This is a genomic window from Bacillus sp. C-3-6, assembly GCF_054509685.1.
In genome coordinates this window covers 1,429,016-1,451,376 of record NZ_CM137247.1, presented here as the reverse complement: position 1 = coordinate 1,451,376, position 22,361 = coordinate 1,429,016, and the positions used below count along the sequence as shown (strand labels likewise).

Below are 22,361 nucleotides of genomic sequence, written 5' to 3'. Positions count from 1 at the left end.
ACCTTAACTAATTTTTTTATCGATTACTTTATCATTTGGCTGTGGAATTGCTGTACCTTCTATTACTCTTTCAATATCTTTCTTTAAACCGAACCAATTTTTATTCGTATGCCCTGCAATCCACCATTCATCATTAACACGTTGTATCCAAATACGGCGATGATTCCAATACATACCTTGAATGACACCAACCATAAATATAAACCCTCCAATACCGAGAATCCAAAGCGTTAAATCTTTTCTTACAGTAAGTGCTGTTGCATTTTGCATTTCAACACCTGCAAACGACATTTTATATTTGTTGTTTCCATCAGGTTCTATATTTTGCTGAATACCAACAAAACTCACTTCACCATCTGGTGTTTCAGGTGTAAACATTTTAAATACAAATGCAGGATTGTTCGGTAATTTCGTTTTTGTATTTGGTTTTCCATTCTCATCAAAATAAAAATCAGGAAAATAGCTTAATAGTTCTAGAGAATAACCATTTCCTAAATCATATTTTTCCTTAGGATTCGTTAAATCTACTTTAATCGGTCCCCATTTTTGATTATTTTCTTTATTTTGCAAGTTGAAGGACATACTTTTAAATTCACTTTCTTTATAATCCACTTGATACACTGCAAATTGATCAAATTTCAGTGGTTCATTTACTCGAATTTCCGCTTCTTTTACTTTTTCCAACTTTGGTTTTTGCCCTGCTATATTTTCGCCCACAGCTTTATATAATACAGCATTCGTTTGGAAGTTTTTCGCAATCATTTTATCGCCTACACGATCAATCGCTTCCTCAAAAACTTCCTTGTCCTTACTTTTATCATAAACTTCTTTTATAAATTTCTCGTTTTTTAAGTAGTATTGTCCATCCGTCCCTGGTATTTCTTTCGTTTCACCATCACGTAACCAAAGTGCTTCGTCTACGTACATACTCGGTAAAAAACGAAGCATCGCACCGAATAAAAAGATAATAAGACCGATATGATTTACATATGGACCCCAACGCGAGAAGCGTCCCTTTTCTGCTAAAACGTTTCCGTCTTCCACTTTCACGTTATAGTTTCTTTTCTTTAAATTCTTTTGCACTCTTTCCAGGTCACCATCTTTCGGTGTACCAGTCCCATATAATCTCTGTCTCTTTAAAAAGCTAGGATGTCTTTTTACGCCTTGCTTTTTTAAAGCTTTATAAAGTGGAATAACGCGGTCTAAACTACATATCACAAGTGAAATACCGATAGAAGCAATCAAAATCATATACCACCATGAACCGTATAAATTATTAAATCCTAATTGATAGTATAATTGCCCTAAAAATCCGTATTCTTGTTTATAATATTCAGCTGGTGCAATCCCTGGAGTTATGTACATTTCTTGCGGAAAAATAGTTCCTATCGCTGATGCAGCTAAAGTTATTACGATTAGCCATACACCCACTTTTACAGAAGAGAAAAAGCTCCAAATTTTATCGACTATCGTTTTTGTTTGCGTGAGAGATCTCCGTGCACTCCCCTCATAGCGCATATCCAATAGTTTTGCATTTTCATTGCTTTCAAATGGTTTCCCGCAAGCTTCACAAAAAACGGTTCCTATCGGATTAACATGTCCACATTCACATTTAATTTCTTTCAACACTCTCACCGCCCCTGTCTCTATATGTACTATTGTATATTCTAACCTCGAGTTACCGCAATACTCAGAATTTTTAAACCAGAGGCACTATAGACACGCACCTCTTATGTAAAGGCTTTCTTTATTACGGAGTAATTTTCTTTAAATACCCTTCTAACTGTTCTTTCGTTTGTTCACCTATAATTTGCTCCACTACTTTTCCATCTTTATCAATCAAAAAGCTTGTCGGTAATGGACCTACTCCATATGTTCCTATAATCTTTTGTCCTTTATCAATAGCAACTGGGAATTTCAAACCATATTGGTTCACAAAGTTCTTTACTGCAATATCCGTTTCATCTGCATCTAACGCTATGATTTCAACGCCTTTTTCTTTATACTTTGGATATAATTCATTCATATAAGGCATTTCTTTTTCACAAGGTTTACACCACGTACCCCAAAAGTTTAAAAATACACCTTTTCCCTTTAAATCTTTTAGTTCAATTTTCTTCCCTTCTAAATCCGTCACAACAAAGTTAGGTGCTTCTTTTCCGATTTGCATTTTCTCTTTATTAGCAAAGAATCCTTGATAAAGGGTAAATCCTACAGCACCACATAAAATGAGTAGAATAATAACGCGAAATAATAAGCGATTTTTCTTCATATTACCTCTCCTCTCCTCGGTAAATGTTATGTATTATCTTCTGTAAATGTTGTATTGAATAAATCACCAGCAGAGCACTCCACTGGTGAATTTTTAACTCTATAGCTTATCTTGGCTTTGTAGAAGCAAGCGCGCGTAATTGTTTCACCTCATGTGGTGTCAATTCTCTCGCATCACCAGGTCGCAGGCTTCCTACTTCTAAGAAAGCATAACGTTCACGTTTTAATTTCACTACTTTACAGTCTAACGCTTCAAACATACGACGTACTTGACGGTTACGTCCTTCATGAATTGTTAATTGTACAATAGCCATTTCTTTACGCTTGTCCCAAGAAATAATTTTCACATGTGCTGGTGCTGTTTTACCGTCTTCTAGTGCAACACCGCGTTCTAACATGCGAATTTTCTCACCTGTTAATGGGCCTTTTATTTTTGCAACATACGTTTTTTCAACTTTATATTTAGGATGCATTAATATATTTGCGAAGTCCCCGTCGTTTGTCATTAATAATACTCCTGACGTATCATAATCTAGACGTCCGATTGGGAATAAACGTTGTGTAATTTCAGGGAAAAAGTCTGTTACAACACTTCTACCTTTATCATCTGATACACTTGAAATTACACCAGTTGGTTTATATAGTAAAAAATAAACAGGTTCTTCTTTTTCAAGAGGGATGTTATTTACTTCTACTTTATCTTGAGGAGTTACTTTTGTTCCTAACTCTTTCACTATTTTTCCGTTAACTTTCACTTTTCCTTGCTGAATTAATTCCTCAGCCTTTCTTCTCGATGCAATACCTGCTTGCGCAATCACTTTTTGTAATCGTTCCATTTCTTTTTTTCACCTCGAATTTATCTTACCTTACATTAGAAAGACTTGGCAACCGCATACGCTTTACGGTTATTCGCTCCGTCTCACTTAAACAACATAGCGATGATATTAAACATATAAAGGTCAAATCATGTTTTTATCCTTTATTATTGTCCATATTTTTCATATTTCTCACAATAAAAGTTCATCATTTTGTCAAAAATATCACATAAAAAAACCACTATTAAGCTACACCTTAATAGTGGTCGTATACGTATTATACGCGAAATAGCATAAAAAATGAATAGCTTTACTGAAACAATAGGGAAACAAAGACAATCGAGCAAATAATTCCGATTAAATCTGCAAAAAGACCTACTTTTAATGCATCTCCCATTTTTCTAATACCAACAGCTCCGAAGTATACTGTTAAAATATAAAAAGTCGTATCTGTACTCCCTTGCATCGTAGAAGCTAATCTCCCAATGAATGAGTCTGGCCCATATGTGGCAATTAAATCAGTCGTAATACTTAGACCAGCAGAACCTGAAATAGGGCGTATTAGTGCTAATGGAACGATTTCTGCTGGAACATGAATTAAATCTAGCATTGGCTTCATTACTGATATCATTGCATCTAGCGCACCTGAAGATCGGAATATAGAAATAGAAACAAGCATTCCAACCATAAACGGTAAAATGGAAATTGCAATTTGAATCCCTTCTTTTCCTCCCTCAACGAACGATTCATACGTCGGCACTTTCTTTATCGTGCCATATAAAAGGATAAAACCAATTACACAAGGGATTACCCATAAGGAAATTGTATTTACAATACTCATTTTTTCCGCCCCTTTCTACTCCTTCTTCGGTAAAAATAGCGGTCAATCCAAATCGCTCCAATCATAGAAAGTACTTGTGCAATAAATGTTACCCCAACAATTTCAGTAGGATTGGCTGATTCATACGTCATTCGAATTGAAATGACTGTCGTAGGAATTAATGTAATAGCTGATGTATTTAATGCTAGAAACGTCACCATAGAACGGCTCGCCGAATCCTTTCCTCCATTTAACTCTTTTAGTTGTTCCATCGCTTTAATACCAAGAGGGGTTGCTGCATTACCTAGACCAAAAAAGTTTGCCATCATATTTGATAGAATAAATCCCATGGACGGATGATCCTTTGGTATTTCTGGAAACAACCTTTTTACTATCGGCATAAAAAGTGAAACTAATTTTTTTAACAATCCGGCTTCCTCTGCAATTTTCATTAAACCAAGCCAAAATACTAAAACACTAATAAGTCCTATACAAATCGTTACTGCATCTTTTGCTCCGTCAAATACAGCCTTATTCACTTCTTCCATCGTTCCATTTATCATGGCGTATACAATCCCAATGACAGCCATCGCTACCCATACGAGATTAACCATCGTTCCCAACACCTATCATGTAAGAAAAAATTTCTTTCACATTATTCCAGTAAAGTCCCGTTGTAGCTACTAACTTCCGTTTACTATAAAATAAATTCCGTTCTCCAACTTTCTCATTGCCAACATAAACGTCTGTCTTTCCAACCTTTACTCCATCCTCAAGCGTTATACTTTTATCCAGTTCAACTTTTAATAACACGTTCTTTCTTTCCTCTTCAGTTAACGGCACGGAAAAACTATTTTTTGTATAAACATGGTTGGCATACTTCTTTTCATTTATTTCAGCAATTGCTCCTTGTCCTAAAACTTTCGTTTGTTTGAAACGTTCAAAACCTTTATCAAACAAATTCATATGATCATCCCAATCACTAGAAGCACTCAAAGTTACGACAATTAAATCTAGTCCATCTTTTGATGCCGTTGTAACAAGCGTTCTTCCTGCTTTCTTCGTAAAGCCAGTTTTTCCTCCTGTTGCAAATTCATAATAAGACGTTACCAACTTATGTTTATTTTTCCACGGGTAATCCCAAGAATCGGATTTATACGTTTTTGTTCCAAAGATTTTTTTAAATGACTCGTTTCCCATTGCATACTTTGTTAATAACGCCATATCGTAAGCCGACGAATAATGTGATCCATCTCCATCTAAACCATGAGGGTTTGAGAAGTGAGTATCTTTCATTCCAATTTCTTTCGCCTTTTCATTCATTAAATATACGAATCCATCTATACTCCCACCCACACTTTCAGCAATTACTTGCGCTGCGTCATTACCAGATCTAAGCATGAGTCCGTATACTAAATCTTCTAACTTCACTTTTTGTCCAGGCTTTAAATAGATTGCTGATCCTTCCACCCTCACCGCTTCATTGCTAACTGACACCATTTCTTTCATCTTCCCTGATTCAGCAGCTAACAAGGCAGTCATAATTTTTGTTATACTAGCAATTTTTTGAGGTTCATGTTCTGCTTTTCCGTATAATACACGACCAGACTGTTGCTCCATTAATACAGCATTTCGAGCACTGACATTGCTGTTCATCTTTGCATATGTAGGAATTGGCATAACGCTTGCGTACATAATAAGAAGCGTAATGATTACACAAATTCGTCTCATATTTCCCCCCACGTCCTTTTGGCACTTTTTGTACAAGTGTATGCTTGGCCTTTTAAAATATGAACGAAATCTTCCTTCTGCTTCCATTAAAAAAGACGCAGAGAATTTGCGTCTAATATGGTGTCCATTCAATTTGTTTCGCAGTTTCAAACCTTTTTTCTACATCAGGCCAATTTACAACATTCCACCAGTTTTTAATATATTCATCTTTTCGATTTTGGTATTGTAAATAATACGCATGTTCCCAGACATCTAGTACAAGGAGTGGTATCGTATCCCATTGTGTAAATAATTGATGAAGTGTACTTTGCAAAATTTCTAACCTTCCAGACCGGGGCACCCAAACGAGAATTGCCCAACCTGAACCTTCTACTTTAGAGGCCGCTTCTGTAAAATGTTTTTGGAAACGTAAAAAGCTTCCAAAATCTTGTTCGATTTGTTGTGAAAAAGCACCTCTTGGACTTCCACCACCGTCTTTTTTCATGTTATTCCAAAATATCGTGTGTAAGTAATGACCTGACCCATGAAAAGCCGCTTCTCTTTCCCAATGCTTAATTAAATCAAATTGATTTGTTTTTCTCGCTTCTTCCATCATCTTCTCTGCTTTATTTAACCCTTCCACGTAACTCCGATGATGTTTATCATGGTGTAACATCATAATTTCTTTAGAAATATACGGTTCTAACGCATTATACGGATAAGGTAATGGCGGTAGTGTATGTCCTCCAATTGGAACAGCTCGTTCGCTATCCCCTCTTTCATATAATTCATATTCCTCTTCTTCTTGCATAAATACTTCCTGCAAGTGATGCTGAATATGTTCTACATCATCACTTATTTCATACATAAACTCTGCATCTGTTTCATACTCATGCTCTTTCATACGCTCTAACAACGTCTGAATTTTATAAGCAAGCATATGGACATCATACACTTCCATTGCGCGGCTATCTAATACGTGAAGAACACTTTCACACCAATTTTCTACTTCATGAAAGTAATCTGTAAATACACCTTGCTGATTCATGTTGCACCTCCCTAATGCTATCCACTTAACTATATTCAATGAAAATCCCTTATATAACTGTACAAAAGGAAAAGAAGCTAAGTCACCTTAGCTTCTTTTCCGCAATCAATATTTGTGTAACATCTTTGTCTGATAATCCGTCTCATAATATTCTAGTTCTTCACGCATCAATTGAAATTTACCTTCTAAACTCTTCATCACTTGCCCCAAAGATGCAGGTGGTGTTTGTTGAAAAACGATAGAATTTTTTCCTGTATATGCAGACCGACTATTTTCATACCAATAATCACTCTTCGGTGAAAAAAACTCTGCAATTACTTGATGGTAAATCTTATATAAAATTTTTTCAGCTGCTGTTTTTCGAAATGGCTGACTATTCAACAAAACAAAACATGCATCATGTCCTTCTTCGCAAAAAACGAGAAGTCGTCTCATTGATGCTAATAACCCTTTATAATATTGCTCGTTCCCTGCCGGTGTCTCCTCTAATAAAGAAGGTAACGTATGATAATTTACATAATTGGTTATTAAATGAATAGCATCTTCTAAAAATATAGAAACTTGTTCTGTTTGATTTTCAACCATCAAATTAGACATTTTTTCTCTCTCCTTTGCCATTTCACGCTATTTCTACTCTTTTATTTTTATGTAATTCAGCCAATATTTCTTGTACTTTCAACACCGTTCCCTCATCAAAATATTGTTGAAATTCTTCCATATTATTTAAATACAAACGTTTTTGCGCACGAAGCTCCCTATCTTTCACTAAACAACATATCGCTACAATATCGCGCAAATATATGTTTTGTTCTTCTACTTTATACACTGGATTTCCTTCAAAAGGAGTAATTTCTTGTAAAACTTCTTCAAAATATCGAACGTATAAAACCGAAAAAGTTTTCTCTTTATCATTTAATATATATGTCACTTCAGATCTGTTAAAAAAATCCTCTGATGTATTAGGTTTCGCTTTTTCTAACTCATATCCTACATAACCTTTTATAATCATATACTCCCCCCTCCTCCTTCTTTTATCTTATTCTAACTTAATTTTCTGATAAACAAAATATTCTTTTAAATATACCTATATAAAAAATAGCTCCCCTATACAGGAATTTACCTTTTTATTTTTCTTGAAGTTTGTCATAATAATATTATTGTCTCAGTTTTCTTACACAAGGAGAGTTGTATTTATGTCGTTTTCATGGAAACGTTTCTTACAAATCGGGAAAATTATCTTCCCATTTGTTGTATTAACAATTGTATTCTTTCAAGCAAAAAAAGAATTAGCGGGCATTTCTTTTTTAGAAGCGATTGATACAATTAAAAACATTCCAACTGGAGGAGTCTTTTTAGCAATTACACTTGGTGCATTCGCTGTATCAACAATGTTCTTTTATGACTATGTTATGCTTCGTTACTTAAAAGCTGATATTCCTGTCCAAAAGATTTTCCGTATCTCGTGGATTGCTAATACTTTAAATGGATTTATCGGGTTTGGTGGTCTCGTTGGAGCCGGCGTACGCACAATGCTTTATCGTCCATACATAAAAGAAAATGGAAAACTTATTAAAAGTATCGCTTGGATGACAACTGCCTTTATTAATGGATTAGCCATTCTTTCATTTCTTGGTCTTATCGGAATATTAGACACGAGATTTATTTTGCATGAAAAACCATGGCTATGGCCTGTTCTTATCTTCTTCGCTCTTTTCGTTCCTATATATATCGGGTTTTCTAAATTAAAAAATAGAAAAGCGACGCAAACAGAGGGACAAGAAGAAGAGGAGAAAAACCCAACCGTTTTATACTCATTAGTTTCATTAGTCGAATGGGTATCTGCTGGTATTGTTATGTACGTCATATTATTATTATTTGGCATTGAAATCGAATTCCAAAAGTTTTTAGGCGTATATGTCATTGCTGCTTTAGCTGGTGTCGTTAGTCTTGTTCCTGGTGGCCTTGGATCATTTGATCTTGTCTTCTTAACTGGGCTTGGGCAATACGGCATCGATACAGGTGTTTTACTCCCTGCTATGTTATTATATCGTCTCGTCTATTACATCTTACCATTCTGCCTTGGTCTCATTTTTGCAGCTTTTGAAATGACAGGAGTAGCCATTAAAAAGTTTGAAGATAAACCTTTTATTGCGCCTGCATTAGAGACAACTGGTGTTATATGGACTTTGCAGCGTGACTTTCTAGGAAAGTTAGGTTCTTGGGCATCTGCTGCTTTAACAGTATTTGCTGGCTTAATGGTTATTTTATCAACCATTCTACCGACAAGTATAAATCGGGCACACGCCTTACATATTCTAGCTCCAAAACACCTTATTCAATTTTCTTTTAGCTTATCGCTAACATTCGGTATTCTCCTACTCATTCTTTCACGGGGGATATATTACGGAACAAAACGTTCTTATTATATGACGATTGTTTCTTTAATTGGAGCGGCTATTTTTAATACACTAAAAGGAATTGATGTTGAAGAAACGTTTATTTTATTAATCGTACTCGCTGTATTGTATATGCTTCGTAAAAGGTTTGTACGTGAGAAAATGGAAGTCTCACTTTCCGATATCGTAAAAGTTTTTATATTCCTACTTGTAACGTTATATTTATATAAAAACTTAGGTATTTTATTTGCAGGTGCAAAGGAAGCTTTCAAACCTGATTTTGTCGTTCGTAATATTACACAAGTGAAACGAAGTGCATTAGCAGCTGCCTTTTTTGTTCCTACTTTTTTACTAATTGGTTCACTCATTGCAAATCGTTATCGAAATGAATTTCCCGGGCAACCAGCTAATGATAAAAGATTACAAAACTTCTTAGATGAACATGGTGGAAACGTACTTAGTCATTTAGGTTTTTTAGGAGATAAGCAGTTCTTTTTCAGTAGTGATGGAAAAGCACTCATTCTCTTCTCAATAACTGGAAAACGACTTATTGTACTAGGTGATCCAATTGGGGACCCTTCCTCCTATCGTACTGTACTGCAAGAGTTTTTAGCTGAGGCTGATCGATTTGGATACATTTGTGTATTCTACCAAATTGAAAGTAAATGGATGAGTTTATATCACGATTTTGGTTATAACTTCTTTAAGCTCGGTGAAGAAGCTGTTGTTGATTTAAATACATTTACAATAACAGGAAAGAAACGCGCTGGCATGCGAGCTACTTTCAACCGTTTTGAAAGAGAAGGCTATACATTCTCTATTCACGAGCCACCTTTCTCAGACGAATTATATGAAGAGTTAAGAAAAGTTTCAGATGCATGGCTTGGTGGAAAAAAAGAGAAAGGTTTTTCACTCGGATACTTCGATCGTGAATATATTAGTCGTGCTCCTATTGCAACATTATCTGATGCAGATGGAAAAATTATTGCATTCACAACATTCATGCCCGTATATCAAAACGGATCATTATCTGTCGATTTAATGCGATATTATCCAGATGCGCCTAGCGGCATTATGGACGCAATTTTCATCCACTTATTCCAGTGGGCAAAAGAAAATGAATACCACTCCTTTAATATTGGTATGGCACCACTTTCAAATGTTGGTTTATCCACACAGTCTTTCTGGTCTGAACGAGTGGCTGCTGCAATCTTTAATAACGTTCGTTATACGTATAGTTTCAGCGGATTACGCCATTTTAAAGAAAAATATAAACCAGCATGGAGCGGTAAATATTTAGCATTTAGGAAGAATCATTCTTTACCAATTACAATGCTCTCTGTAACAAAATTAATAGGAAAAAGAAAAAACAGCTAAATTCTTAGCTGTTTTTTCTTTTTTGAACTTGTACAATAAATTCTTTTTCATACTTCTTACCATTTATATAGAAATTCCCCCACATTTTATACGTGCCCTCGGCAGGAAATGTAATCCGGTATTGTAATTGCTCATCCGTATCTACAGGCATAGCGTATAAAAAGTTCTCCTTCGTTTCATCCACGATATAGAGTGACTCTACTTCTCCTCTCTCTGAATGTAATTTCAATTTTTCACCCTTTTTCGCTTGAAACTGAAATGTTAACGTAACTGGTTCATTCGGATGTAATGCACCAAATAAAAGAGAAACTTCATACTCTCCTATTTTTTTTGTAAGTACACTGTCGATTGGAAATTTCACTTTTTTCTTATTGTTCTCCTCTTTCGTTCTACCAAAATCTTTCCTAGCGAATGACTCTACGGACTTATTTTTATCTTCGTATAAAAATATTGTATATTCTTCGTCTTTCGCTATTTTGGAAGATAACTTATATGACCCGTTCCCTGCAAATGTAGGTTTAATTTGTTGTATGTGTTTTAACTGTCCATCTACAATCACTGCCCGAATTTGATCATTTACACCACGAATTTCATTATTCTTTTTGTTTAACAACTGAAATACAATATCTACTTTCTCATTTCCCTTTCCATTTGACACATCCCACTTTACTTCCTGAACATCTCCTACAGTCTCTTCGTTTTCTTGATATTTTTTTATGTAAAATCCTCCTGCCACAATAAGTACTAACGCAATAAGTCCAATGACAAGATTTTTCAAAACATCACCTACCATTTTTATTGTCTCTGTTCATACAAAACTTCTTAAGGTATATATTCTAGATTATGATTTATGAAATCCTCCTATTTTGCACATATTACAAATAATAAAAAGATTTTAATTGAAAGGATTCGTAGTGTATAATGCAAATGATATTGATTTCTATCAATACATTATAAGGAGGACTTTTCATGAGTGTACATATCGAAGCAAAACAAGGCGAAATCGCTGAATCTATTCTATTACCTGGTGATCCATTACGTGCAAAATATATCGCTGAAACATTTCTAGAGGATGTTACTTGCTATAATAACGTACGTGGTATGTTAGGTTTCACTGGAACTTATAAAGGAAAACGTGTATCTGTTCAAGGTACAGGTATGGGTGTTCCTTCTATTTCTATTTATGTAAACGAATTAATCCAAAGCTACGGAGTTAAAAATTTAATTCGCGTTGGAACTTGCGGTGCAATTCAAAAAGATGTAAAAGTTCGTGATGTTATTATCGCAATGACGGCTTGTACTGATTCTAATATGAACCGTTTAACATTCCCAGGATTTGATTTTGCACCAGCTGCAAACTTTGATCTTTTAAAGAAAGCTTACGATGCTGGAACTGAAAAAGGATTACACGTTCGTGTCGGTAACGTTTTAACAGCAGATGTGTTTTATCGTGAAAGCATGGACATGGTTAAAAAACTTGGAGATTACGGTGTATTAGCAGTAGAAATGGAAACAACTGCTCTTTACACATTAGCAGCGAAATACGGTGTAAATGCATTATCTGTATTAACAGTTAGCGATCACATCTTCACTGGCGAAGAAACAACATCTGAAGAGCGTCAAACTACATTTAACGAAATGATTGAAATCGCTTTAGATGCAGCAATTCAACAATAATACACTAAAGAACTTGTCATACGTCTGGCGAGTTCTTTTTATGTGACTTTTTATAAATAACTATTTTATAAAGAGACAGATTTCTCCCCTCTACTTTCTTGTAACGTTTGTTATAATAAAGTGAAACTTTAATCAGTGGGGATTTTTCCCATTCTCCATTGATTATTAGTTGAACCAATCAGGATTTTACGGGCAGTTGATCTCCCGCCTAACTCCCTTGTATTTGCCGAATTTTGAAGTAGGAGTCTTATTACCTGTTAAGGCGGGATAAAGAAATCATTTACAGTATTTCTCATAAGAGGTGACGCAGTGAAAAACAGAAGTATCGTCTTTAAACTATTTTTATTAACATCAACTTTATTTACAATAATATTCCTACTTTTTTTCCTAGGACAATCTCTATTTTTAGAGAAATTTTATATTAATAAAAAAGTAAAAACAGTTCAAACTGCTTTTGAAAAATTCGTAGATAATTATGACAAAAGTGATAAAAGTTATGAGAAAGTTAGAAAACTAAAACAAGAATTTCATGATAAAACAAATGCCGATATGCAGTTTTTGGATTCTAACGGTATTATTAAAAGTGATAACAATTACTATATCGATGTATTTAATCCCAACAATAATAAACAGTATTCCATTCCACTCAATAATCTTTTAACACCAGAAGAATATAATAAATTCGAAAATTTAGGTTTAAAAAAAGATGTAATAATTAATGTTGATGGAGTCGTACAAGAGAATAATATAATCACACCACAAAAATTAGGAACGAATTATAATCAATGGCAAAACGAACATTTCTATTCGGATTTTCAGTCAATTAATGGTAATCCTTCCAAGAATAGACTTACAAGCCGATACAAATCTACAACTCGCATCGTCTTTACAGGTGTTATAACTAAGTTACAGCTCCCATCAAAAGCTGAGGTTCGTCTTGCAAATGATATTGAAACATTACAAGCCGTTCAATATTTTGCAGATATTATTAGAGATGGCACTTCTAACTCGAACCAATTAAACACGTTCATATTAGATGGCGGAGAAAATATAAAAAATAGTATCTTTGTAAAACCGATTATAGAAAACGGAAAGATTACAGAATATGCTTTTGCGATAGCATCTTTGCAGCCCGTTAATGAAGCGATGCTCGTTTTAAAAGACTATTATGTTTATGCCTTAATCATCGTGTTTCTCGTTATTATTTTGTTATCCTTCTACTACTCAAAAATCATTGTTAAGCCATTAATTAAAATAAATCGTGTTACAAAAAAAATGGCTAATTTTGATTTCAGCGAGAAATTACCTGTTACAGCTGACGATGAAATTGGCGGGCTTTCTGGCAGTATCAATACATTATCTGTAAATTTAAAAGATCGAATCGATCGATTAAATGTCGCTAATACAAAGTTACAACAAGATATTGAACGTGAACGTCAATTAGAAAAAACAAGAAAAGAATTCATTTCTGGCGTGTCACACGAATTAAAAACACCACTGAGTGTAATTAGAAGTTTTGCAGAAGGAATTAAAGATGGTGTTAGTAAGGATACTTCGTATTATACTGATGTTATTTTAGAAGAAACAGAAAATATGAACAGGCTGATTGTTGAAATGTTAGAATTAGCAAAGTTGGAATCTGGTACTTACAAACTAGATATGACGACGTTCTCAATCGGTGAATTAACGCAACAAGTCTACACAAAATTATTATTTAGCATGGAAGAAAAACATTTACAAGTGAATGTCGATGCAGACCCTTCTATACTTGTTAAAGCAAATCGCAGCCGTATTGAGCAAGTAGTTGTGAACTTACTAAGTAATGCAATCCGTTATACGCCAGATGGAGAAAAAATACAAGTCTCTATTATAGAAGCAGAAGATACCGTAAAAGTCGAAATCGAAAATACAGGAAACCCTATCCCTGAAGAAAGTCTTGAAAAAATTTGGGATCGCTTCTATCGTCTAGATGCATCACGTAGCCGTCACACTGGAGGTACCGGTCTCGGATTATCTATTGTAAAAAACATTTTAGACCTCCATCATGCCGAATACGGTGTGTATAATACGACTAACAGTGTTGTATTCTATTTCAATTTACAAAAAGTAAAAGAAGTCAAATAATTTGTCTTAATTTCACTAGGAGTTCACATGAAATTCACACTCTCCCTTTATAGTAAGAAACAAGTTAATCCTTTCCTTTACACATATAAAAGAGGAGAGTGCGTGAAATGAAACAAGCAGGACAACCTATTCAAAATGAAAAACAATTAGAAACTATCAAAAATATACTTTTACAATCTTCGAAACGTGATGGCTTATTATTCGTATTAGCTGTAAATTCTGGCTTAAAAGTAAGTGAAATCTTACAATTAAAAGTTAGTGATGTAATCGATGAAAATGAAAATGTTCGCCATTCCATTTTATTTTACAATGAAAAAGTGAAGAAACATAAATGGTTTGCTGTAAATGAAGACTTACAGCACGCAATCGAAGACTACATGAAAGAACGTAAAACTTGGAAACGTAATGAACCATTGTTAAAATCTCAAAAAGGAACAAAATCTATTACGAGACAACATGCATGGTACATTTTAAACAAAGCTGCAAAAGAAGTTGGATTAGAAGGGATTAGCTCACATACACTTCGAAAAACTTGGGGTTATTGTGCATACAAATCAGGTGTTGATATTGCATTTTTACAACACTTCTTTGATCACAGTACTCCATCAAAAACTTTAAAGTATATCGGTATTGCTTAATAACTCTTATACATAAAAAAGGTTACCATTTGAAAATTTGGTAACCTTTTTTATATTTCATATTCTCTTTTCTTGTCTCTCCTATACTGTAGTGGTACTCTAATACTAAGGGGGAGAAATTATGAACACACTTACAATTGAATTACCAAAAGAAACGGCTGAAAAACTTGATTTATTAAAACAAGCTTATGAAAAGAAAACAGGTGCTTCTATCTCTGAGAGCACTCTCGTTCAAACACTTATCTCAAAAGAATTTATCCAGGCGATAACTCCTTTTGATTTACAACAATTTGTCAACGGAAAAGAACAGCATTAATGCTGTTCTTTTTTTATCTCTATTTAAAATATACAAAGTTTTTTATATATTTTTAGAAAAACCATTGACAATGATAATGATAACCATTATCATTTATTATGAAGCCAACAATTGATGAATCAACCAAACGCTCAGTAACATTGTTACCCCTCTTTTTCATATAGAAAGGCACTGTACATTCCCCCTGTTTGTACAGTGCCTTTCTTGTTTATTATCATTCAAAAAAATTTAATTGCTCCGGCTTCGGCTCACCATATGTAATGTTCATCATTTTCATAAGCTGTTTCGCATTATCTGCTGCATCCCCACCTGAATTGTTGTTAAACAGTACGTATATATCCTTTGTTTTCTTTTTTAATTGCTCTAGTCGTTCAACCCATTCTTCCAGTTCTTTATTGTTGTAGCGATATAAACAGCGAACCGCTCTCCAATTTTCCCCTTTATCAAGCCAACCATGAACATTTCGACCGTGAAAACGTATTAATGCCATGTCTGAATTCGTAACCTCTAACACGAGTGGCACAGAACCTATCCCAGCCTGTGGTTCATCACAAATTGTATGAACCCATTTCTCCTGTTCTAGAAACTGTAACGTCTTATCTCTCATTTCTGGATAAAACCATGTTTGATTTCGAAATTCTATTGCACATGGTAAACCTTCCATTTTTTCTTTCGTATATCGAAGAAAATCTACATTTTTCTTTTTGCAATCAAACCATGGTGGATATTGAAATAAAATTGTTTTTAATTTATCAGCTTCTAATAAAGGAAGAATAGACTGTTTATACAAATCAAACATCTCATCGAACGTAGAAAAAGGAATTTCACCTTTCATATGTCCTGTCATTCCTTGATACGCTTTTACGACAAAAGAAAAATCTTTCGGCGTTTCCATTGCCCATTTTATATAATTTCGTGCAGGTTGCATCGCGTAAAATGAACTATCCACTTCCACAATAGGAAAATACTCGCTATATGTTCGTAATTTATTTCTATTTTCATAGGAATCTATGTATAAAGAATTATGATCTCCCCATCCTGTCACTCCAATGAACAGCACATATATCCCTCCCTTTTTAACTTCATCTTCTATTCACTTTCCAAACACTTTGCATCATGTAGCCTTTTCTTTAAGAGTATCCTTATAAAAATATGATATACTATATGGAAGAATTTTTAAAATGAGGGGTTATTTATTTATGCTTCCAAACGATGCTACTGTATCTCATGAAAAACGAATTGAAGAACTAGAAAATAAAGTACGTTTTTATGAAGAACTTGTGAATCAATTACCACATCATTTCACATACAAAAATCCACATATTGGTTTACGAATAAAGAAAACCAGAACAACTCATTCCATTCAAGAAATACCAAAAGAAAATAAAGAAGCTAATTTTCAACTTACTTGTGATTCATTATTTTTATTTGAACAACTTGAAAAACACTTTGTTCATATTTTTGATGCCTTTTCACATCATGTAACCTTTGTCGATAGTAAAGGGAATATTACTTTATGTAATCAAGTTGCCGCAGATGATTTCGGTGTAATACGCAATGATATTATTGGAAAACCAATTCAACAATTACTAAACTTGCCGGAAGAAAAAATTAAAGCAATTGAAACATTAAGAACGGGAACAGAAATATATAATGAAGAAGTTTTAGACAAAAATTACGGTATTATAAATAACCGAATTATTCGTGATTATAACGGTGAGATTTTTAGAGTTATTAGTGTCTTTCATTATTTAAATACAGAACGTGATGCAGAGAAGTTTTCGTTAGCAGGGCGAATCGCAGCTGGAATTGCACACGAAGTACGAAATCCTCTTACAACAGTACGAGGATACTTACAATTTTTACAAGAAAGCGTTTCTACATCAAATCAAGAGTTATTTAAAAACTTGCTTATCCCTGAATTAGATCGTGCAAATAATATTATTACAAAATTTTTAGCTGTTTCAAAAACACGGGAATTTACAAGAGAACCGTTTCCGATCAATACATTTTTACGTGACTATATTCAACAGTTACTAGCTAGTGAAGTCTCCTTGCATAACATTTCAATTGATTATAACTTCTCTAATGAATTAGATGATATTTTAGTCAATATTGATCGACATGAACTTGTTCAAGTGTTTTTAAATCTATTTCAAAATGCCGTCGATGCTCAAGGCGACAAACCTCTTTCTATTCAAATCACTAGTTATCGCCTTGATAACTTCGTTCGGATTACTTTCACAGATAATGGAATTGGTATTCCTCCAGCTATTCAAGAATATATCTTTGATCCATTCTTCTCAACGAAGGATTCGGGAACAGGACTAGGCTTGTCAGTAACAAAAAAAATCATCCAAAATCATAACGGTACGCTCAAAATGACTAGTGCTCCAGACGGTACAACCTTCACTATTTCTATTCCGATTTTACCTAAAGTAAATCGTGAAGCAATTAACTTATAAAATGATAATGCTGTTCTATGAACTCCCTTTAATTGTTAAGCAAACTCTAACAATTAAAGGGAGTTTTTTTATGCTAATTTATTCTCTTTAAAACATATAGATTTTTCTCTACTTTTTTATTATTCGTGTTAGGTAGGTAAACTTCTTATTTTTTGAGAAATAGTAGTTTGTCCATCACGAATTTAATTTGAATTTCATTTTAATATATAGTAACGACTATTTATTCTATGAAAGAAAGAAATGAAAAGATGAACAATAAAAATAAAGGAAAAGTATTTTATGGTAATGATTGTTGCGAAGTAAGAGCATGTAGCCATATTAACATCTCTAAGTCAGAACTTACAGAATTTGTTAGACTTCTTCAAGCTCTTGGTCAAGCTATTCAAGCTGTCTTCCAAAACCCTTCTCAAAATAATATTGATAATCTGATTAACGTCTTAAATAATCTCCAACGATTCCTCAATTGCTTAGATTTGTCTCCTGCACAAAAACAAATTGCAAATTCTATTATCGCTAATCTGTTAACTATTTTAAGAACAACACCTTTTTCATGTGGGGCATTATACGTTGAACTACAAAGCCTGCTTAATTATTTATTGTATATCGCTAAGTTATTCAAAATTGATTGCTGTGCTATCGATAATCTCGTTAAACTCATTTCAGAAATTCAAGCTATCTTAGTTCAATATGGATCTGGTTGCCTAGGTGGAGGAACTACTGGTGCTACGGGGGCTACTGGTGCTACTGGACCTCAAGGCGCTACTGGACCCCAAGGACCGGCGGGCGCTCAAGGGCCAGCGGGTGCTCAAGGCGCTACTGGCGCTCAAGGACCTCAAGGTGCTCAGGGACCAGCAGGTGCTCAAGGTGCTACTGGACCTCAAGGTGCTACTGGCGCTCAAGGTCCAGCGGGCGCTCAAGGTGCTACTGGACCTCAAGGTCCAGCGGGTGCTCAAGGTGCTACTGGACCTCAAGGTCCAGCGGGCGCTCAAGGTGCTACTGGCGCTCAAGGTCCAGCGGGTGCTCAAGGTCCAGCGGGCGCTCAAGGTGCTACTGGCGCTCAAGGTCCAGCGGGCGCTCAAGGTGCTACTGGCGCTCAAGGTCCAGCGGGTGCTCAAGGTGCTACTGGCGCTCAAGGTGCTACTGGCGCTCAAGGTCCAGCTGGTGCTCAAGGTCCAGCGGGCGCTCAAGGTGCTACTGGCGCTCAAGGTCCGGCTGGTGCTCAAGGTCCGGCGGGCGCTCAAGGTGCTACTGGCGCTCAAGGTCCGGCGGGCGCTCAAGGTGCTACTGGCGCTCAAGGTCCGGCGGGCGCTCAAGGTGCTACTGGCGCAACAGGACCAGCAGGTACTCCGATTCCTATAACTACAGCTGTCTTAGGTAACACAAATGCACAAACAGTATCACCAGGAAGCAATATACAATTCAATGAAACATTCGAATTAACAAACCTCTCCTTTAACGGCTCTGATACTCTAACTGTTTTAGAAACTGGTGTATACGATATTAACTTCTCCGCATCTACAACATTCCCAGGCTCTTCACCATTTGGTTTCGGTCTTTCATTTAATGGCCAACCACCTAGTCGTAATTTTTCAACTAACGTTATCGGTAGTGCGGTTTCTTTCTCAACGATTATTACTTTAACAGCTGGTACAACAATCTCTGTACAACCTACAGCAAATACTATCTCTATTCCAAATACAGGTGAAACAACTGCAGTACTAACCGTCTTCCGAATTTACTAATTTTCGTCAAATAATCATATTTATAGTTATATGTTTAATTGATTGTCTATTAAATCTCTCTTTTAATAAAAAGGAGCACTTATTTGGGAGGATAAGTGCTCCTTCTTTACGTTTCTTTACCTCAAATTTACTCTATCTTAATCCTCATTTTGTATGATAAATAATGAAGTCAAAGATATGAAAGAGGGATGAAAAATGAGAGTTATGTCACTGATACGCATTTGGATTGCTCTTATGGTATGCATTATTTTATGTGTAGGATTTTTTTTAACTCTAAAATACTCCACTATTTCAAAAGCAGAGAGAAAAACAGTTCCATACAAACTTTTGTATACGAAACAAAACGACATCCTTTATTCCAATTCCACAAATAATGAAAAAAAAGTTATAAAAGGAATGCTTATTACGAAAGCTTCTAATTACGAAACTCTACTTCAAATTGCTGAATCGATTAAAGATCAGTATACAAATAAAGGAATTGATGAAATCACGCTGTCTATCCATAATGAAAATAATGGTAGTTATGAAGAAGAATTACCTTACGAACCGATTAGTAAAGGAAAAATAATCGTCACATACGATTCTCAATCCTTTGGCAGTACGAATATTACTCTTAATGAATAGTAGCATTTATCTCACTCATTATGAGCTCACTTTATTTTTCACACGAGAAAGAGGCGAATAATGAAATTCGCCTCTTTTTTTACCATAATGATGGAATCCACTCTTTCACTTTATCAAACCACTCTTGCTGTTCTTTTTTCCTTTGTTGCTCTTCTTCTTGCCTTTTCTTTTCTTCTTCTTTTCTTCGCTTTTCTTCTTCAATTGTTTGCAATTGTTTTTTATAGTCCGCCTCAGATATTAACGACAATTGGAACGCTTTTTGGGCTGGGTTTGCATTTGCTTTTTTCATGATGTCCCGGAACATCGTCGTCGTAATTTGACTACCACCTGGCACATAATGCTCGCTATCTGTTTTGTCATATCCCACCCAAATCGCACCTACTAAATCTGGTGTGTACCCTACAAACCACGAGTCCTTCGCTCCTACGCTCGGACCATTTACAAGTTGAGTCGTCCCTGTCTTTCCTGCTGTATCAACATTATTAACTTTCGCTTTTTCACCTGTTCCCTTTTCGACTACACCTTTTAATAAATACGTCATCTTTTGAGCAATTTTTTCACTCGTCACTCGTGTCTCTTTTTTATACCATTTTCCTATTATTTCCCCTTCAGCATTTTGAACTTCTCTAATTGCATGAGCCTCTACTTGAACCCCATCATTAGCGAATGTACTATATGCTTGGGCCATTACAAATGGAGATGTCCCTACATGCATCCCACCTAAAGCAATTGGATACGTACGGTCTTCTGGTACTAATGGAATACCAAATCGCTCTAAAGATTTCAATCCTTTATCTAATCCTATTTGCTCTAATAACCACACAGCAGAAACATTATACGACTTTGCTACCGCTTCATACATTGTCACATTACCATGAAAAGCCTGATCACTATTTTTCGGTTCATATTCTTTAATATGAAATGGTTCATCCTTTAATATATCGTATACCTCATACCCTTGTTCTAAAGCGGGTACATATACAGCTAGAGGCTTTAATGTTGAACCTGGCTGTCTTTTTAATTGCGTAGCATGATTAAATTGTAAAAACTGATATGGTCCTCTCCCCCCAACTAAAGCTGGAACACCGCCTGTTTTGGGATTTATAAGGACTACACCCGTTTGCATAAGTTGATCTGAGCCACTATCTTTAAAATAACTATCATTATTCACAACATCTTCTACAGCTTGTTGTTTTTTCGGATCCAACTCTGTATAAATACGATAACCACCTGCTAAAATTTCATTTTGTGTTAATTCATACTTATCCATCGCTTCCCTAACTATATAGTCTACATATTGGGAGTATTTACCTTTATATTTATCATCAACCCCACGTTTTAATACAAGTCCTGACTCTTTTTCTTTATTGTATTGCTCTTCAGAAATATATCCTTGTTCCTTCATTAAACTTAATACGACATTACGTCGTTCAATTGATTTATTAAAGTTTTTATAAGGCGAATACGCAGACGGCGCTTTAATTAAGCCCGCGATCGTTGCAGCTTCTGAAATTGATAAATCTTTTACCTCTTTATCAAAATAAGATTTAGCTGCCCTCTTTATCCCCCAAGCACCTTCCCCAAAATAAATTTGATTCATATACATTTCAATAATTTCATCTTTTGTATAAGTACGTTCTATTTTTTTCGTTAAAAAGTATTCCTTTATTTTACGAGAAAATGTACGATCTTGTGTCAGAAATACATTCTTCGCAAGCTGCTGTGTAATTGTACTTCCCCCTGCTACAACTTCTCCTGCTGTAATATTTTTAAAAACTGCACTTATAATTCCACTATAATAAATACCATGATGGTTAAAAAATTCCTTATCTTCTACTGCAACAATTGCCTGAACCATAATATCAGGAATATCTTTTCTTTTAACGCCTTCTGTTTTCGAAGAAGCTAATTTAGTTGCGACCTCATTATTTGCATCATAAATTAAAGTCGGTTGTGGAACAGCTTGTTTTAATTCAGATATGTCTTGAATGGAAATTATTATATTTACAGCAATAAATATAGTAACGAGTACACTTCCCAATACAATTAATGAATTACGAAGTTTCTTCCTCTTATTGAACCACTCAAGCATTTTTTTAAAATGAGTGTTCTTCAATTTCATTCGTTCACTTCCTTCATTTATTTACACTCTTCTTTTTAAAAGGAAGAATATACCGCCTTTTAAATTTATTATAATAACGTAGTCATTCCTATAGTGTAAAGCTTTTCTTTTACATTCATACTTTTTGCAAGAAAAGGACATTCTACAAGTAAGATATTCACTATTGGATATTAATATTATTAATAGAACAACGAGAGTTATGTTAAGTTTTTGTAA

General features: G+C 34.9%; 20 protein-coding genes. 8 read left to right on the top strand and 12 right to left on the bottom strand.

The window, feature by feature from the left end:
• Positions 1-3: 3 nt before the first annotated feature.
• The 9 genes from resB to ACW0JX_RS07470 form a co-directional block, all read right to left on the bottom strand.
• Complete coding sequence (resB, locus tag ACW0JX_RS07510) at positions 4-1,629, bottom strand: cytochrome c biogenesis protein ResB (protein ID WP_000910517.1); 1,626 nt, start codon at positions 1,627-1,629, stop codon at positions 4-6.
• Positions 1,630-1,750: 121 nt separating this feature from the next.
• Complete coding sequence (gene resA, locus ACW0JX_RS07505; RefSeq protein WP_000742194.1) at positions 1,751-2,272, bottom strand: thiol-disulfide oxidoreductase ResA; 522 nt, start codon at positions 2,270-2,272, stop codon at positions 1,751-1,753.
• Positions 2,273-2,378: 106 nt separating this feature from the next.
• Positions 2,379-3,107: a 23S rRNA pseudouridine(2605) synthase RluB gene (rluB, locus tag ACW0JX_RS07500; RefSeq protein WP_000440553.1), complete on the bottom strand. Its 729-nt coding sequence runs from the start codon at positions 3,105-3,107 to the stop codon at positions 2,379-2,381.
• Between the two features lie 289 nt (positions 3,108-3,396).
• On the bottom strand, positions 3,397-3,927 hold the full coding sequence (gene spmB, locus ACW0JX_RS07495) for a spore maturation protein SpmB (protein WP_000029514.1): 531 nt from the start codon (positions 3,925-3,927) through the stop codon (positions 3,397-3,399).
• Positions 3,924-4,520, bottom strand: a complete 597-nt coding sequence (gene spmA / locus ACW0JX_RS07490) for a spore maturation protein SpmA (RefSeq protein ID WP_000247810.1) — start codon at positions 4,518-4,520, stop codon at positions 3,924-3,926. The genes spmB and spmA overlap by 4 nt, the downstream gene beginning before the upstream one ends.
• The gene (locus ACW0JX_RS07485) at positions 4,513-5,637 is read right to left on the bottom strand and encodes a D-alanyl-D-alanine carboxypeptidase family protein (protein WP_001252626.1); all 1,125 of its coding nucleotides are present in this window, start codon (positions 5,635-5,637) and stop codon (positions 4,513-4,515) included. Before ACW0JX_RS07485 ends, spmA begins: the two co-directional genes overlap by 8 nt.
• A gap of 112 nt (positions 5,638-5,749) precedes the next feature.
• Positions 5,750-6,664, bottom strand: a complete 915-nt coding sequence (locus tag ACW0JX_RS07480) for a superoxide dismutase (RefSeq protein WP_001075742.1) — start codon at positions 6,662-6,664, stop codon at positions 5,750-5,752.
• A gap of 105 nt (positions 6,665-6,769) precedes the next feature.
• A complete protein-coding gene (locus ACW0JX_RS07475) occupies positions 6,770-7,261 on the bottom strand; it encodes a YpuI family protein (protein ID WP_000067551.1) in 492 nt (163 codons plus the stop codon).
• 22 nt (positions 7,262-7,283) lie between these two features.
• Positions 7,284-7,673, bottom strand: a complete 390-nt coding sequence (locus tag ACW0JX_RS07470) for a hypothetical protein (protein WP_053564895.1) — start codon at positions 7,671-7,673, stop codon at positions 7,284-7,286.
• Between the two features lie 184 nt (positions 7,674-7,857).
• On the opposite strand from ACW0JX_RS07470, the gene mprF reads away from it, so the two are divergent.
• A complete protein-coding gene (gene mprF / locus ACW0JX_RS07465; RefSeq protein ID WP_000010853.1) occupies positions 7,858-10,437 on the top strand; it encodes a bifunctional lysylphosphatidylglycerol flippase/synthetase MprF in 2,580 nt (859 codons plus the stop codon).
• Between the two features lie 4 nt (positions 10,438-10,441).
• Here the strand turns inward: mprF and ACW0JX_RS07460 are convergent, their stop codons facing one another.
• Positions 10,442-11,230 carry a hypothetical protein gene (locus ACW0JX_RS07460; protein WP_000232602.1) on the bottom strand — a complete coding sequence of 263 codons (789 nt, stop codon included), beginning with the start codon at positions 11,228-11,230 and terminating at the stop codon, positions 10,442-10,444.
• A gap of 176 nt (positions 11,231-11,406) precedes the next feature.
• On the opposite strand from ACW0JX_RS07460, the gene deoD reads away from it, so the two are divergent.
• The 4 genes from deoD to ACW0JX_RS07440 all read left to right on the top strand — a co-directional run bounded on the left by deoD (position 11,407) and on the right by ACW0JX_RS07440 (position 15,192).
• Positions 11,407-12,114 carry a purine-nucleoside phosphorylase gene (gene deoD / locus ACW0JX_RS07455; protein ID WP_000110707.1) on the top strand — a complete coding sequence of 236 codons (708 nt, stop codon included), beginning with the start codon at positions 11,407-11,409 and terminating at the stop codon, positions 12,112-12,114.
• A gap of 309 nt (positions 12,115-12,423) precedes the next feature.
• A complete protein-coding gene (locus tag ACW0JX_RS07450; RefSeq protein WP_069355308.1) occupies positions 12,424-14,238 on the top strand; it encodes a sensor histidine kinase in 1,815 nt (604 codons plus the stop codon).
• Between the two features lie 107 nt (positions 14,239-14,345).
• On the top strand, positions 14,346-14,876 hold the full coding sequence (locus ACW0JX_RS07445; protein ID WP_000806236.1) for a tyrosine-type recombinase/integrase: 531 nt from the start codon (positions 14,346-14,348) through the stop codon (positions 14,874-14,876).
• 121 nt (positions 14,877-14,997) lie between these two features.
• A complete protein-coding gene (locus tag ACW0JX_RS07440) occupies positions 14,998-15,192 on the top strand; it encodes a DUF3924 domain-containing protein (protein ID WP_001094860.1) in 195 nt (64 codons plus the stop codon).
• Between the two features lie 214 nt (positions 15,193-15,406).
• Here ACW0JX_RS07440 and ACW0JX_RS07435 read toward each other — a convergent pair whose 3' ends face one another.
• Positions 15,407-16,252: a DUF72 domain-containing protein gene (locus ACW0JX_RS07435; protein ID WP_000897363.1), complete on the bottom strand. Its 846-nt coding sequence runs from the start codon at positions 16,250-16,252 to the stop codon at positions 15,407-15,409.
• 139 nt (positions 16,253-16,391) lie between these two features.
• Between ACW0JX_RS07435 and ACW0JX_RS07430 the strand changes: the two genes are divergently transcribed.
• The 3 genes from ACW0JX_RS07430 to ACW0JX_RS07420 all read left to right on the top strand — a co-directional run bounded on the left by ACW0JX_RS07430 (position 16,392) and on the right by ACW0JX_RS07420 (position 20,023).
• Entirely contained in the window at positions 16,392-17,657 is a 1,266-nt protein-coding gene (locus tag ACW0JX_RS07430) for an ATP-binding protein (RefSeq protein WP_053564899.1), read from the top strand.
• A 248-nt stretch (positions 17,658-17,905) separates the two neighbouring features.
• Positions 17,906-19,399, top strand: a complete 1,494-nt coding sequence (locus ACW0JX_RS07425) for a Gly-Xaa-Xaa repeat protein (RefSeq protein ID WP_459245535.1) — start codon at positions 17,906-17,908, stop codon at positions 19,397-19,399.
• A gap of 195 nt (positions 19,400-19,594) precedes the next feature.
• The gene (locus ACW0JX_RS07420; protein ID WP_459245534.1) at positions 19,595-20,023 is read left to right on the top strand and encodes a hypothetical protein; all 429 of its coding nucleotides are present in this window, start codon (positions 19,595-19,597) and stop codon (positions 20,021-20,023) included.
• A 79-nt stretch (positions 20,024-20,102) separates the two neighbouring features.
• Here ACW0JX_RS07420 and ACW0JX_RS07415 read toward each other — a convergent pair whose 3' ends face one another.
• Entirely contained in the window at positions 20,103-22,145 is a 2,043-nt protein-coding gene (locus ACW0JX_RS07415) for a transglycosylase domain-containing protein (protein WP_053564901.1), read from the bottom strand.
• Between the last annotated feature and the right edge of the window lie 216 nt (positions 22,146-22,361).